General features: G+C 51.6%; 11 protein-coding genes and 1 pseudogene. 6 read left to right on the forward strand and 6 right to left on the reverse strand.

Annotation, left to right across the window (positions count from 1 at the left end):
- Nucleotides 1–101 precede the first annotated feature (101 nt).
- Entirely contained in the window at nt 102–1,460 is a 1,359-nt protein-coding gene (gene xseA, locus C2M24_RS02795; RefSeq protein WP_105213243.1) for an exodeoxyribonuclease VII large subunit, read from the forward strand.
- On the opposite strand, the gene C2M24_RS02800 is transcribed toward xseA, so the two are convergent.
- The 3 genes from C2M24_RS02800 to C2M24_RS02810 form a co-directional block, all read right to left on the reverse strand.
- Entirely contained in the window at nt 1,423–2,133 is a 711-nt protein-coding gene (locus C2M24_RS02800; protein ID WP_105213244.1) for a hypothetical protein, read from the reverse strand. The two genes, xseA and C2M24_RS02800, sit on opposite strands and share 38 nt — an antisense overlap.
- 20 nt (nt 2,134–2,153) lie before the next feature.
- Complete coding sequence (gene cysE, locus C2M24_RS02805; protein ID WP_105199651.1) at nt 2,154–2,969, reverse strand: serine O-acetyltransferase; 816 nt, start codon at nt 2,967–2,969, stop codon at nt 2,154–2,156.
- Between the two features lie 107 nt (nt 2,970–3,076).
- Entirely contained in the window at nt 3,077–4,099 is a 1,023-nt protein-coding gene (locus C2M24_RS02810; protein ID WP_158683681.1) for an AraC family transcriptional regulator, read from the reverse strand.
- 164 nt (nt 4,100–4,263) lie between these two features.
- Here C2M24_RS02810 and C2M24_RS02815 point away from each other — a divergent pair, with 164 nt between their 5' ends.
- The gene (locus tag C2M24_RS02815; protein WP_105199649.1) at nt 4,264–4,584 is read left to right on the forward strand and encodes a DUF962 domain-containing protein; all 321 of its coding nucleotides are present in this window, start codon (nt 4,264–4,266) and stop codon (nt 4,582–4,584) included.
- 25 nt (nt 4,585–4,609) lie between these two features.
- A complete protein-coding gene (locus C2M24_RS02820; protein ID WP_105199648.1) occupies nt 4,610–5,353 on the forward strand; it encodes a class II aldolase/adducin family protein in 744 nt (247 codons plus the stop codon).
- A 76-nt stretch (nt 5,354–5,429) separates the two neighbouring features.
- Here the strand turns inward: C2M24_RS02820 and C2M24_RS16325 are convergent.
- From C2M24_RS16325 to C2M24_RS02835, 3 genes and pseudogenes are all read right to left on the reverse strand, one after another.
- A pseudogene (locus C2M24_RS16325) lies at nt 5,430–6,994 on the reverse strand (AMP-binding protein).
- A gap of 24 nt (nt 6,995–7,018) precedes the next feature.
- A complete protein-coding gene (locus C2M24_RS02830; RefSeq protein WP_105199646.1) occupies nt 7,019–7,525 on the reverse strand; it encodes a 2,4'-dihydroxyacetophenone dioxygenase family protein in 507 nt (168 codons plus the stop codon).
- Between the two features lie 78 nt (nt 7,526–7,603).
- The gene (locus C2M24_RS02835) at nt 7,604–8,671 is read right to left on the reverse strand and encodes a zinc-binding dehydrogenase (protein WP_105213246.1); all 1,068 of its coding nucleotides are present in this window, start codon (nt 8,669–8,671) and stop codon (nt 7,604–7,606) included.
- A gap of 169 nt (nt 8,672–8,840) precedes the next feature.
- On the opposite strand from C2M24_RS02835, the gene C2M24_RS02840 reads away from it, so the two are divergent.
- From C2M24_RS02840 to C2M24_RS02850, 3 genes are all read left to right on the forward strand, one after another.
- Nucleotides 8,841–9,857: an AraC family transcriptional regulator gene (locus C2M24_RS02840; RefSeq protein WP_105213247.1), complete on the forward strand. Its 1,017-nt coding sequence runs from the start codon at nt 8,841–8,843 to the stop codon at nt 9,855–9,857.
- Between the two features lie 264 nt (nt 9,858–10,121).
- A complete protein-coding gene (locus C2M24_RS02845; protein ID WP_105213248.1) occupies nt 10,122–13,871 on the forward strand; it encodes a S8 family serine peptidase in 3,750 nt (1,249 codons plus the stop codon).
- A 157-nt stretch (nt 13,872–14,028) separates the two neighbouring features.
- Entirely contained in the window at nt 14,029–14,751 is a 723-nt protein-coding gene (locus C2M24_RS02850) for an HNH endonuclease family protein (RefSeq protein ID WP_105213249.1), read from the forward strand.
- Nucleotides 14,752–14,896: the final 145 nt, after the last annotated feature.

Genomic DNA, 14,896 nt, shown 5'->3' on the forward strand with positions numbered 1-14,896 from the left:
GTTGCGGCGGCATTTTATCAGCGATGTACGCACGAGTAAAATAAAATTTGCGCTTTATTTATGATAAACTGCCTCAAGTTTCCCCCAGGCGCTTTATCACTATGTATTCACAATCAAATTCTGCCGCTAACCAGGGCGTTTATACTGTGTCTCGACTCAATCGCGAGATCCGTACCATTTTGGAACGTGGCTTTGCCTCGATTGTGCTTAGTGGTGAAATTTCCAACTTTGTCGCCCCCGCCTCAGGGCATTGGTACTTCTCGCTAAAAGACGATAAATCTCAGGTGCGCGCGGCCATGTGGCGCGGTAATAATCGCTACGCCAAATTCCGCCCCAAAGACGGCGACCAGGTGCAGGTACAAGCCAGAGTATCCCTGTACGAACCCCGTGGCGACTATCAGGTTATTGTCGAACAGATGGAAGCCGCCGGCGAAGGCGCCTTAAAACAAGAATTCGAGGCACTGAAAATGCGCCTTGCGGCACAAGGTCTGTTTAGCTCGGCACATAAAAAACCTTTACCCAGCACGATTAACAAGGTCGGGGTGATCACCTCCTCGACCGGTGCCGCCATCAAAGACATCTTAACCGTGTTACAACGTCGGGCACCGCAATTAGAGGTGGTGATTTATCCCTGTCAGGTGCAAGGCGACACCGCCCATCAGGGGATAATCGACAAGCTGCAACTGGCCAATGCCCGTAATGAAGTGGATGTACTGATCGTCGGTCGCGGCGGCGGCAGCCTGGAAGATCTCTGGTGCTTTAATAACGAGCAGCTCGCCCATGCCATCTTTAACAGCCAGTTACCGGTAATCAGCGCCGTCGGCCATGAAATCGACACCACCATCAGCGACTTTGTTGCCGATATTCGCGCCGCCACGCCTTCGGCAGCGGCGGAGCTGGTGAGCCCAGACAGCAATCAGCTCAAGCAAGCCATACAGCATCAAAAGCAGCACCTTTACAGCGCCTGGCGTCATCAGTTGCATGAGCGCTCACAGCTATTGCAACGACTGCAAAGCCGCTTGGCGCAGCAGCACCCAGCCAATCAATTAATGCAACAGCAGCAACGCTTGGATGAACTGCAAATGCGCCTGCACCATGCCATGGAAGGACGCTTAAGCCACCAGCAACGTAATTTAAATCAGCTTAATATGCGTATGCAACGCGCCAACCCGGGTACTCAGGTGGCGGCGGCGAAATACCAGTTGCAGCAGTTGTCTACGCGTTTGGTGGCGGTGCAAAAAGAGCAGCTCTATCAGGCTCAGTCTCAGCTTGCGCAATTGGCGGCCCGACTCGATAGCATCAGCCCGCTGGCGGTATTGGCCCGGGGCTATAGCATAACCAAAAGTGAACAAGGAATTGTGAAGTCGGTGCATCAGGTGCAACCACAGCAGCAATTAACGACCGTGGTTGCCGACGGGGAAATTATGACTCAGGTGGTTTGCGTTCAACCCAAAAGCTGAGGGAGCCATCTGAACTCACCGCACTGGTGCGCTGAAATTGGCGCCACCATGGCTGCTTATCTAGGCGTGATTGAATCTGTCGCCAATCGGTACGCGGATCATGCTCGGCGCCATCCAAAACGGAAAACTCAATACGACACACGGTACTTTTACACTGCACCTTGTCTAGGGCGATCTTATCGCCAAAACCTTCACTGTAAACAAAATCACTGGTTTGGGTTTCCGTCAGATAGGCCCAGCTTTCATCACGGACTTCCTGAGCAAACAACTCTTGTAGCTGAGATTCCATTTTCTCCGGCCCTTTTAAGGCGCGCTGTAACATTTTTATTTCCTGGCGCGCCTGAGCCAGTTGTTGTTCCAACTGCTCGCTCTCTTCCGGGATTTTGCTCGCATTTTCCGGCTCTGTGCTTGCAGCTTCGCCAGTAGGCGGCTCACCGAGAAACAGATCTTCCTGAACTGGTTCTTCAGCACTCATCTCGGCCTTGTTTATCATCTCACTTTGACCCTGTTGAATTACAGGCGCTGGAGCAGGAAGCAAGCCAGCCTGAGCTACTAGGCTATTGTGGGTTGTTGCGGTGAGCTGTTGTTCGGTGTCGGAAAACAGCATATAGCCGCATCCCAGACCCACAAAAAAGGCCGCTGAAACGGCCATAACCAATTGATTCTTTGCCATACTTTCCCTGCTGTTCAGTTTTAGAGCATGGCACTAGTATGGGATTTATTTTCCGGTTCGTCATCCAAAAAGTTTTGGTTCATGGACTCGGCCGGACAAGGACAATCCGGACGACCCACCACTTTAGCAGGTACGCCAACCGCTGTAGTGTGCGCAGGCACTGGGCTAAGCACCACAGAACCGGCACCGATACGGGCACCCTCGCCCACTTCGATATTACCCAGCACCTTGGCCCCGGCACCAATTAATACCCCGGCGCGGATTTTCGGGTGACGGTCGCCAGACTCATTGCCCGTACCACCTAAGGTCACAGACTGCAAAATAGACACATTGTCTTCAATCACAGCGGTTTCACCCACCACAATACCTGTGGCATGGTCAAACATGATGCCATGACCTACCTTACAGGCCGGGTGAATATCCACGCCAAACACTTCCGAGCTGCGGCTTTGAATAAAGCGCGCCAACTCTTTGCGGCCTTGGCGCCATAAGCAATGAGCTAAACGGTGCGCCTGAATGGCATGAAAGCCCTTTAGGTTTAAAATCACCATCAGGTAGGTGTCCACCGCCGGGTCGCGATCGCGCACCGCTTTAATGTCGTGGGCCACATGGGTCAACATGGCATCGCATTCAACAAAGGCCTGATCGAACAGCTCGCGGATGGTAAAGGCAGAGACCACGGCATCGGCCAGCTTGTTGGCAACAATAAAACTGAGCGCCGAGCCCAAACAATCATGATTAAGCACGCAAGAATAAACGTGGGATGCCAACAAGGGCTCTTTGGTAACGACTTGATTCGCTTCTTCTCTTAATTGCTGCCAGATCTCATGACGCATGGCGGTTTCCTAGTATTGACTAACTACTTAATTCTATAAGTGTAACGGATCTGGCGGCAAACGCGCTATCCCCGAAATCGGCGGGCTGGTTATTAGATATAACTAAATTATTCATTCAGTGCTTCCTCGCCGTAGATTACTTCCTCTTTGGGGGCATACAAAAAACGTTTTTCACTACGATACTCACTCGGTGAGACGGCAAACCAGCGCTTAAAGGCATGATGAAAGGCACTAAGCTCGCTGTAACCGCACAGGTAGGCTATTTCACTGAGGCTAAGGTTTGACTCCCGTAGCAGAGCACAGCTTTTTTCTTGGCGCAGGGCATCGAGCAAGGTGCGATAGCTGGTACCTTCTGCGCTCAGGCGCCGCTGCAGCGTTTTCTCACTCATGTTCAACATCTGCGCCATGCTTCTACAGCTCAACTCGCCACTGGCCAGTTGCTGCTCTAATAGGAGTATCAGCACCTGGCTGATGGCCTTGTGTTTTTCGGCCACTATGCCTTGTTGCAGCTGGACGTGTACTACTTGGGCATTGGCCTGAAAATGTATCTCATGGTGAGGCGCACCGTATTCGATGGCACAATTAAAATACTGCTTGAGCTCCTCACAGGGTTCGCGGCGCTGCACGCAGACGAGGTTCGGCCGCCACTGCTTACCGGCCACGGTACGGGCTATTTTGACACAAAACGCCATTGCTGCCTCATAACTCTGCGTGCCGATAGCACAGGTATTGGAGGCAAAGTGAAAGCGTAGCAGAGCCTGCCCCGTTTGCTGCTCGATAAGCTGGGCATTAGTGGTGTCGCCTATCAGCTTTTGATAACGCAGGATCAGTTTATAAGCGCTTAAAACACAGTCTTGTTTTAATAAGGCCAAACCGATCACAGGAATTGCCCGCACATTCATGCCTCCACCGACGGCGATGCCGAGATTCAGCTGCTCACCGCGCTGCTCAATGGCCATTTGCGCCGCATGCCACAAGATGCTGACATTACTTTGGGGATAGCGACTCTCCTTTACCGTAAGCGAGTCAAGGGCAATATTGGCCTCATTAAACAAGGGGGTTATGGGCAAGCCATGCCACTTGAAGGTTTCGGCCATGGCACTGACCCACCAGGATGAAATTGTTCGCATCGCCTGACCTAAAAAATCAAATATAAGACCCACAATAGCAAGCGCAGAGCGAAATTCCAGCATATTGTTAATGGGCGTGCTTAATTAGGTGCAACCCTCTTAGCGGTTAACTATAAAAATAATGACTAAGGCACGCCGGTTATTAACTCAACAGGAGGACACCCATGGGTCATGTCTCTGATAAAGAAGGCTTTAGCAGCTTTAAGGAGTTTTATCCTTATTATCTGCAAGAGCATAAAAACAAGGTATGCCGACGCCTGCATGTGCTTGGCAGCACCTTAGTACTGGCGGTCTTGGCGGCAGCCATCATTAGCGGCCAGTATGTGTGGCTGTGGTCCTTGCCGATTATCGGCTATGGCTTTGCCTGGGTTGGCCATTTCTTTTTTGAAAAAAATAAACCGGCCACCTTCACCTACCCGTTTTACAGCTTTCTCGGCGACTGGGTTATGTTTAAAGACATCATCACCCGCAAGGTTCCTTGGTAAAGGTCCCTGGTAATAAGGAATAACAATGAAAGAACAGGTTTCACCACAAGAATGGCAAGCGCGAGTTGAACTCGCCGCGGCCTATAGATTGATCGCCCACTTTGGCTGGGACGATTTAATTTTCACCCATATATCCATGCGCGTGCCCGGTACCGAGGATCAATTCTTAATTAATCCCTATGGCATGATGTTTCATGAGATCACCGCCTCATCGCTGATCCGCGTCGATCAGCAGTGCAACAAGTTGCATCACAGTGACTACCCAGTGAACCCCGCTGGCTTTACCATCCACAGCTGCATCCATGAAGCCCGCGATGACGCCCACTGTATTATTCACACCCATACCGCCAATGGCGTGGCAGTGTCGGCCAGCAAGCACGGACTCTTACCCATTTCGCAGCAGGCGGTGGTGGTGCACAGCGGCCTGAGCTATCACGACTATGAGGGTATCGCCCTAAACCCGGAGGAAAAAGAGCGCCTGGTTGCAGACTTGCAAGGCAATAACTTTCTGATCCTACGTAACCATGGTCTGCTAACGACGGGTAGCACTGTGGCGGACGCCTTCTTGTTTATGTATGCACTGGAGTCGGCTTGTGCCATACAGGCGCGCACCAACCAAGACCCTGAGCAGCTGATCCATGTACCTCAGCCGATTATCGATGGGATCCAGGGACAGACCCAGGCGGTCACTAAAGGCCTGGGCGGCGCCCTGGCCTGGCCGGCACTGCTGCGCCTGCTCGATGCCAATAACCCAGGCTATGATAGTTAGCCATTAGCTAGGCCTTAAATAATCGTTAATAAAAAAGCCCCATTGTTTGGGGCTTTTTTATGGGCTTGGGTGACTATTAAGCCTCGTCTCTTAACTCCCGACGGAGGATTTTGCCCACGGTGGATTTAGGCAGCTCTTCGAGAATATGTATATGCTTGGGTACCTTGTAGTTGGTAAGCTGCTCGCGACAAAACGCTTGCAACTCCTGCTCGTCGACATCTTGCTTTATGGTGATAAAGGCATGCACCGCTTCGCCGGTGCGCTCATCGGCCTTGCCGATCACCGCCGCCTCAAACACCGCCGGGTGACTTACCAGCACATCTTCGACCTCATTCGGGTAGACATTAAAGCCAGAGACAATGATCATGTCTTTGAGACGATCAACCACCTTTATGGCGCCGTTAGCCAGACGAATACCGACATCACCGGTTTTAAAGTAACCGTCGGCGGTTAGCGCCTTGGCTGTTTCTTCGGGGCGATTCCAGTAGCCCTTCATAACCTGAGGGCCACGCACCACAATTTGCCCGCTTTCGCCGTCGGCCACCGCCTTGTCATTCTCATCCCAAAGCTCCACCTCGGTATCACGCAGCGGCAAACCGACAGTGCCGATTTGCTCCTTGCCTGGTTGATTCAGGGTGACCACGGGAGAGGTTTCCGAAAGGCCATAACCCTCGGAGATGCTGCAACCTGTCACCTTGGCCCAGGCACTGGCGGCGGTTGTGGTCAAGGCGGCGCCACCTGATAAGGTTAAGCGCAAACTGGAAAAATCCAGTTGTGTGAATTCCTTGTCGCACATAAACCCACAAACAAGGTGTTTATGCCGGCAAAGCAGGTAAAGCGAAAAGGTTTAATAGCTTTAACAAAGGCATCCAAGTCGCGCGGATTGGGGATCAGCACGGAATGATTGCCCGAGGCGGTATTGATCAAAATGCTCAGGGTAAAAGCATAGATATGATACAGCGGCAATGGGCATACAAATATCTCGCTGGCATCATCATAGCGGTCAGAAAAGGCTTCCTTGGTTTGCAAGGAATTGGCAATCAGGTTTTTATGCGTTAACTGCGCTCCTTTCGACACCCCGGTGGTGCCACCTGTGTACTGCAGCACCGCCACATCATCCAGCTGCGCACTGGAGCGGGGGTAGTGCACGCCCTGCCCTTGAGCCAGCGCCTGATGCCAGGTTACACAGTGCTCGGCTACAGGGTCACTGCTCTCAAGCAATAAATCTGCGGCGCCGGTGCCAATCACCAGCTCAATCTGCGTCTCGGCCAAAATAGCGTCCAGTTTGGGATACAGATCGCTCAGGATCACCAGGGCCTTGGCTCCGGAGTCATTAAATTGATGCAGCATTTCCCTGGGTGTGTACAAGGGGTTGGTGTTGACCACCACTAAACCCAGTTTAAATGCGGCATAAACCACAATGGGGTATTGGTTCACATTAGGTAATTGAATGGCAATGCGATCCCCGGCTCGCAGTCCTTGACCATAAAAATAGCCAGCCAATTGCTCTGCCAGTGCATCCACCTGAGCAAAGGAGAGAGTTTTCCCCACGCTGGTAAAGGCGTCCTTATCGCCATAAGTCTGGCAAGCGGACGAAATAAATTGATCTAGGTTTTGATACTCATGTAGTTGTGCAAGCATAGGTTTCCTCGCTTTTTATTCTTTTTATTTGTCGGAAAAATCATAGCTTGCTTTTGGCTTGATGTATCTAGGTACTATGCCCTGCTCTTTAGCCGCCGCCAACATGGCCTGCTCTATCCAGCCCGCATCCATGATGTTGACGTAGTTACCGTCGGCATCAAAATTGATATTCGCGCCCTGCACCACCATAAAGGTGTCGGTTACCCCCTCATTACTCGCCGGAGTATGAAAGGTATGAATGGAACCACCGGGTTCAAACAGGTAGCTACCGGCCACTTGCTTATCGTCCGGGTATTCCAGGTAGTGCCAGCAGCCGCTCATGGTATAAAGATGAACGATGCCGGTGTGAAAGTGCTTGGGTAAGGTTACATTGGGTTCAAACTGTACCCGCAATACCCAAAGCCCGTTTTCTACATCCAACACCAAAGGATATAAATGCACCCCAGGGAGTGCATTCTTAACGATTTGCTGCTCTTCGGTGTGCACACATAACAGGTGCTCTAGATGATTAACCATATCTGGTAAGGCCATAGTGTGTTCCTCTTGCTTGTTGCTGTGCCTTAATGGCTTATTGTTATTGTGAGTTAGGGGCAGCGAACTGCCCAATTTTTAATTTTGGTGAAAAGGGGTCAATGCACCTTGGCGACCGGGTTCAAGGATCACCTTAATGTGGTCATTGGGCTTTAACAGGGTGTTAAAAGCCTCGGCAATGCCGTCCATGCCGACCGTTGCCGTACACATTTTTTCCCAGGCGATATCGCCACTGGCGAGCATTTGCAACGCGGTGGCAAATTCCTCAACCGAGTAGTAATAAGAGAATTTAATGTCCATTTCTTTGACCGTGGCATAACCAAAGTTCACTTGCGTCATAGCTGTGTGTACGCCGGTAATGACCAGGGTAGAATTGGCGGGCGCGCGCTCGATAAAACCGTTGATCAGCTGGTGAATGCCCACACACTCAAAAATCACCACACGACGACCCTGAGCCAGTTCACTGGTAAATTTCACTTCATCGTCCTGACTCGGGTCAATGGTGTGCAAAGCGCCGAATTGCTCGGCAACGGCACGTTTGCTGGCCTGAAGATCAGATGCAACTATCTCTTTCACACCCAGGTGTTTCAACGCCGCAATGGTGGCCAAACCTATGGTGCCGCAGCCTGCGACCAGGGCCACACAATCGCGGTCGATATCGGCGCGATTCACCGCATGCACGCCTACCGCTAAGGGCTCGGTAATAGTCACGGCCAAAGAGCTTAAATGAGCCGGCACTTCCAGAAGCAAATCGGCATCAAGGATAAAGTATTCTGAATAGGCGCCACTTAAGCCTGGGGTAACCCCAACGCCAGCACCGCCTTGCGTCAGCAAGATTGGCGCACAGGTTACCCGGGTACCGGGCGCCAAACGCGGTGATGTCTGTGGGCCATAACTCACCACCTCGGCGCAAAACTCATGTCCCAGCATAATGGGGGCAGAGCTGGGCATATCCTCAGGCAAGGCGCCCATTTTTTTATAAATGTCGAACACTTCTTCGCCATGGCGAGCAATGTGCAAATCGGAGCCACAAATGCCGCAGGCCAGGCTTTTTACCAATACTTGCCCAGCCGCAGGCACGGGTATATCCACGTCAATATTACTAATTTGGCCGTTTTGTACCGCCACTGCTGCCATTTTGCTCATAGAAGTGTCCTCTTAGACGTTAACTGGAAATAACAACCCATGCCTTTACATTGATAAGCTGGAGTTGACTTTAGATAGTAGTTACAAATCCAGGAGGATATCTTGACAAAATGCGACATGGTGATGACATAATACGACATAAAGTTGACCTCGAAGCCATGGTGATCTCATGACCTACTATGTCCGCATCGGCTCCTTATCAGGCTATACCGAGCTGGTAGAGAAGCTTGGCGCCAACCCTTGGGACCTTTTATCTCAGGTAAGCATCTTGCCTGGACAGTTTAAAGATCCGGACCTGATGATCCCCTACAAGCAGGTGGCTGAGTTGTTCGAAACCACCGCCGAGCAATTGCAGCTCCCCTATTTTGGTGCCCAGCTAGGGCAGCGACAGGGCTTATCAACTCTGGGGTTAATTGGCGCCTACATGGTGCAAAAGCCAACCCTGTTGCAAGCACTGGAATGTGCCGCCAAATACACCCAGCGTCATGCTCAGGGAGTCAACCTGACCCTGGGCGCACCAACATCGGATCTGTGCGAGCTGGCCATTAGCCTGCAAATCAACCAGCACCAAGAGTACACACAACTCCCCTTGGTGAGTATGAGCCTGGTACAAAGCGTATTAAAAGACATGCTGGGCAATGACTGGCGGCCCCATCATATTGGTTTTAAACAACAACTACCCTTAGCCGCCACTCTGGATTTAGAGCAAGTGTTCGGGTGTCCGGTGCAAGGAGGCTGTCGTAAAGACAGTATTGTTTTCAATGCCAGCGCCCTAAGCCAGCAGCCCCTGGCTCCGGCAAACCTGCTCGCTGAAATCGTTGAGAATCAATTCCAAGGGTTACAATTGGATCAGCAGGTGGACTATGTGGTGCTGACCCGACATGCCATTAACATGCTGCTGCCCACCGGCGACTGCTCTAAGGAGAGCATAGCTAAAAGCCTTGATCTGCATACGAAAAAACTAGAGCGTCTGCTAAGCGAACAACACACTTCTTACCGAGACTTGCTGGAGCAAGTACGCAAGGATATTGTCCAGCAGGTGCTAGTCACACAGCACCCTGATCTCACCAACCTGGCGCTAAACCTGGGGTATTCGGAGTTTTCGGCGTTCAGCCGCAGTTTTAAGAACTGGTTTGGCATCTCACCGACTCACTATTTGAAAACAAACAAGAATAATAAGAAATAAGCCTCAAACATTTGTACCTGGTTAGCCGCCCATGCCAAATTACAAGGGCTTTAGTCTTTTGTTTTTATTTAAAAAGAAAAATTTAAACCAGGCTTAAGCAGACAAAATTGCACACAAATAGTACAAATCTGTACACTATTTGAATTGCAACAAAACCCCACCCAACTGTAACTTTTCCGTAACAAACACAGGTTATCGGCAACACTTTTCACCTGAAACCAGCTGCTCGATTGACCATATGTATTACCAACACAGGATACAGTCATGACTCGACTATTTAACAAATCCCGCCTGGCAACCTTAATGATGCTAGCCATGGGAGGCACAGCCCAAGCAGCCACCGAGCTTGCCCCGGCAGAATTGCAATTCACCCTGCTCACCGGCGAAAAGGTCAGCGCCATTGTCAAAGCGGACGGTCAGCTAGGCGGTATTCGCCTGCACGATGAAAATGGTCAAGAGCAGTTAACCAGCGTGTTTCGCAGAGGCGATAGTCAGTACGTACTGACCGCAAAATCGCAAAACCTGGTTGATAATCACGGCGTTGATTTAGAGCTGTTTAACATCACTAAATTACATCAGTCTGGCTATGATGACGCCTCTACCGATAAACTCCCTGTTATTGTTGAATACACAGACGGCACCCTTGCAGGCAGCGCCACACCCACCACTTTTGAAGGTGTGTCACTGACCGGCGAACTGGAAATCATCGACAGCGCCGCCTTTGCCATCAGCAAAGACAAGGCCGCTCAGGTTTGGCAAAGTTTCTCTGGCGACAGCCGCATTAAAGGCGTTTGGCTTGACGCCATGGTGCAAGCCCATAAAACCTCACAAGGCAGCGCTACGCTAACGCCTACCGTGCCCCTTACCGGCGCCTACGGCCCGTTGGCGGCCCAATACAATGGTGCCGGCGTGAAAGTGGCGGTACTGGATACGGGTTTTGATACCAGCCATGCCGATCTTGTTGGCAAGGTAATTTCCCAGCGCGACTTTATTTATCCGTACACCAAGGTGGATGACCTTAACGGTCACGGCACCCATACCGCCAGCACCATTGCCGGCACGGGTGCCGAGTCAAATGGTCTGTGGGCCGGTGTGTCTCCCGGTGCGGACCTGATCGTCGGTAAGGTATTGAGCGACGCAGGTGGCGGCTCAACGTTTGGTATCCTTAATGGCATGATCTGGGCCGTAGAAGAAGGCGCCCAGGTTGTGAATATGTCTCTAGGCGGCAGCGGCACCAGCTGTGCGGGCCCACTTGTGGATATGGTTGAAGCCTTGAGCGACCAGGCCCTGTTCGTTATTTCCGCCGGTAACAGTTTCTCTCGTGAAACAGTGGGTGTACCAGGCTGTGCGCCAAGTGCACTGACCGTAGGCGCCCTGGATCGCGAAAACAACACAGCGTCATTCTCATCACGTGGTCCGTCACCGGATGGTCACTCGTCAAAACCTGATATTGCCTCACAAGGTGTAGATGTTGTTGCCGCTGCCTCGGGTGGTACAGGCGCCACAGCATACAAGGCGCTTTCGGGCACCTCGATGTCGGCTCCTCACGTTGCCGGTGGTGCGGCCATCGTAATGCAGGCGCGTCCTGACTTATCGCCACAAGAGGTAAAACAAATACTGACTTCTTCTGCTGTGGAGTCCGATGCTCATGTACTTGAGCAAGGCGCAGGTCCAATGGATATCAATCGTGCTGTTGCCCAGGCAGTGATCTCTGCACCAAACCAGGAATTGGCTATGTTCCGCCATGGCGATGGTTCCAGCTATACAGAGACTCAGGTAACACTAAAAAACCTGTCATCAGAAGACATCTCTTTAAAATTAAGCCTGGATTTGCTCGGTGAAGACGGCATCACCAAGTTGCCCGCTACCTTTGCCGGTCTGGGTGAAAAAGAAATCACCATCGCCGCCAACCAAACGGCCCAACTACCGGTGTGGGTTAACCCCGAAATCGCCCTGCGCGACGGTGCATACGGCGCTATTACGGGTAAGATCATTGGTAAAACGGTAGGCACAGACGATGAGCAGGTAATTGTACCTATCTCATTCTGGATCGACCAACCGCAAGTGAACCTTGATTTGAATGTGACCGATCGTCGTGGTATGCCGGCTTCCACACCCTCTAAGGTTTACCTAATCAACGAAGAAGACGATTGGGGCAGCTCTGTACGACTTACCAATGGCCACGCCAGTGTAAGCGTGCCAAGCGGTAACTACACTGTGGTTGCCCATATCATGACCTATGATAACGATAGCACCACCTCGGGTTTAGTTGAGTCGGCCACCATGATGGCGGATCTTGATGCCAAGCTGACCACAGATCGCCAGCTTCACTTCGATGCCCGTGATGCCCGCGAAGTGACCTTTAAGGCCAGTAAGCCTCTAGATACTCAAGGCTTCTCATTTGGCTTCACCTATGCCCTGGACGACAGTAAAAATGCCAAGCTGGCCGCCTACGACCTGGCACCAGATTATGTTGATAACATGTATGCCTGGTCACAAGGTTATGACAGCCGCTTCCGCTCATTTATCACCACTCGCGCCATTGCGCCGGAAGCAGAAGTACGCAGCCAAGGTGGCATGGTATTGAACTATGTAAACCAGGGCGAGGCGCTTTCGTTCCATGGTGAAGGCAGCGCAGAAATGGTTGCCGTGGGTGACGCTGGTTATTCGACAGATTGGCAACAATTTGATCTTGAAGGCAAGATTGCTCTGGTCGCTAACCCTTACTTCCTAACCTCTTACATGGTAAGTAACGCCATGAAGCACGGTGCCATCGGCGTAATCCATTATCGTCCGGGTAGTCAGGGCCGTTATAAGGGCAATATCGGCGGAACACCGCGCGTGCCAGTGATTAACATCAGCTCGGAGCAAGGTGAGCTATTGGCCGCAGAAGTGGAAGCGGGCAACAACCGCATCAGCTGGTCGGGTATTGCCGCCGAACGTACGCCCTATGCCTACTCGATTAACCACATTACCGATGGTGCCATCGACTCTGGTCAAATCGTGTTGCAAGAACATAAGATGAAGAAGGTCACCGCCCAATATCATTCACAAAATGATGAGCGTCCGGCCTGGACCGACGTCATGGCCATGACCAATAGCACCGGCGAATTCTACTCCACCGGTAGCCCACAAATGATCATGCTGCCGATTGAGCGTGAAGAATACTATAGCGCCACAACTAAAAACGCCTGGACCAACATTGTAATGCCAAGCAGCCGCTTAGGCCCCAATGGCGGTTTCTTTGATGGCCCTCGCGTGATGACCCCAGGTGAAGAACAGACTAGCTGGTTTAAAGGCCCACGTACCGGCACCCTGCTAACCAATGGCTCGGCACTGGTGGCCCGTCAGACCAACCTGCTTTACTTCAACTATTCCGTCTTTGGTGATGGTGCCGGTCACGATGGTACCGGTGGTTACTCAGGCAGCTCTGCGGTTGGCGTTAAGCTTGATGGCCAATCTGTTTACACCACCAACGGCATGCTTGAAGTACCACACAGCAATGCCGAAGTGGAACTGACTACCCAGTACTATGCGCGTGGCATTGGTGAGCGCTCACCCATTAAGGATAACCTAGGCTCATTCTTCCGCGGTGTGTACACCTTCAATACCCACAGCGAGACGCAAGGTCGTCAGGCTGTCCTGATGCCAACCTATGATATCCCGGTGGATATCAATAACAGCGCTACTGCTGGTCAGGCAATCAATATGCTATTGAATGCGCAGCTAGACTCGGCACAGCCCGTGTCGCTAAGCGAAGTAAGCGTGCAATACGCCTTTGGCGAGCACTGCCTACCTGAAGGTGTCTCGGCATTCAACTACTGCCCTGTCACTACGCGACTACCTGAAAGCGCATGGCAGCAGGCCGAGGTATCAATGCTTGATGGTCAGTGGAGTGCGACCCTGCCAAACAATGGTGCCGCCGGCGAATTTGTTCATCTACGTGTGCAAATGACCGATGCCTCTGGCAGCACGGCGTCACACACCATGATGCGTGTCTACATGCTTGATTAATCCCTTTGTTGGTTCACAACCACAAACCACCTTGTTCTAGTAGCAAGGTGGTTTTTTTGTGTGCAAGCGGCACATTCAGCCCCGTTTTGAGTGGTGACTTAACACTGAAAATACTTTATTGTGCGGCCAATAATAATAAGAATCTACAAGCAGTTACATGAGCAAAACAGCAGTTTCCTCGACCTTTTTTGCGGTCACCCTGTTATTCACCCTCCCAGCCTGCCAGGCAGAAACGGTGAAAATGTCGAAAAGCGGCATTTGCCATGCTCCGGACTCAGCCCACTACCAGCGCACCACAAGCTTCACTGCCTATACCGATTTACCCAGCTGCCTTGATGCCGGCGGCCGTTTGCCAAAAGGCTATGAGCAAGCGGGTACCATTAGCAATACCAAGGCCAGTGGCCTGTACAACCGCGATGACTGGGCCCATTGGCTGGATGAAGATAATGACTGCCAGGACACCCGCGCCGAGGTGCTGATTGCTCAATCCCAAGCGCAAGTAAGCTTTAATGATCAAAAGCAATGCCGAGTCACTGCCGGTGCCTGGGCAGATCCCTACTCGGGCAAACTATTTACCAATGACGATGACTTGGACATCGACCATATAGTGCCGCTAAAATTTGCCAGCGAGCACGGCGGTGCTCATTGGAGCCGCAATGAAAAGGCGCGCTTCGCCAACGACCTGGAGAACCTGCTAGCCGTAGACGACAGCCTCAATCGCTCCAAAGGCGCCAAGGGCCCAACCGAATGGATGCCACCCAAGCATGAGTACCGTTGTGAATACCTCGCCCGTTTTAATGCGGTAATGAACAAGTACCGCCTCAGCTACACCGCCCAAGAGCAGCGCGTCCTAAATAAAATGCGCAGCGTATGTAGCTAGCAGAAAGAGCCGCAGAAATGGGTTAATAACCATAGCCTTAATCTAGAACCCTTTAACACCTGTACACTCCACCACTACGGCCATGATGACGTCTCAAAGGATAAAGCAACGAGCATTGTTGAAAAAATTGAGATAATCAAAGTGC

Origin of the sequence: Pseudoalteromonas sp. T1lg22 (assembly GCF_002964645.1) — a bacterium.
Lineage (GTDB): Bacteria > Pseudomonadota > Gammaproteobacteria > Enterobacterales > Alteromonadaceae > Pseudoalteromonas.

Coding starts and splice junctions, on each gene's coding strand:
- xseA (WP_105213243.1), top strand. CDS start 102: ATGTATTCACAATCAAATTCTGCCGCTAACCAGGGCGTTTATACTGTG.
- C2M24_RS02800 (WP_105213244.1), bottom strand. CDS start 2,133: ATGGCAAAGAATCAATTGGTTATGGCCGTTTCAGCGGCCTTTTTTGTG.
- cysE (WP_105199651.1), bottom strand. CDS start 2,969: ATGCGTCATGAGATCTGGCAGCAATTAAGAGAAGAAGCGAATCAAGTC.
- C2M24_RS02810 (WP_158683681.1), bottom strand. CDS start 4,099: ATGCGAACAATTTCATCCTGGTGGGTCAGTGCCATGGCCGAAACCTTC.
- C2M24_RS02815 (WP_105199649.1), top strand. CDS start 4,264: ATGGGTCATGTCTCTGATAAAGAAGGCTTTAGCAGCTTTAAGGAGTTT.
- C2M24_RS02820 (WP_105199648.1), top strand. CDS start 4,610: ATGAAAGAACAGGTTTCACCACAAGAATGGCAAGCGCGAGTTGAACTC.
- C2M24_RS02830 (WP_105199646.1), bottom strand. CDS start 7,525: ATGGCCTTACCAGATATGGTTAATCATCTAGAGCACCTGTTATGTGTG.
- C2M24_RS02835 (WP_105213246.1), bottom strand. CDS start 8,671: ATGAGCAAAATGGCAGCAGTGGCGGTACAAAACGGCCAAATTAGTAAT.
- C2M24_RS02840 (WP_105213247.1), top strand. CDS start 8,841: ATGACCTACTATGTCCGCATCGGCTCCTTATCAGGCTATACCGAGCTG.
- C2M24_RS02845 (WP_105213248.1), top strand. CDS start 10,122: ATGACTCGACTATTTAACAAATCCCGCCTGGCAACCTTAATGATGCTA.
- C2M24_RS02850 (WP_105213249.1), top strand. CDS start 14,029: ATGAGCAAAACAGCAGTTTCCTCGACCTTTTTTGCGGTCACCCTGTTA.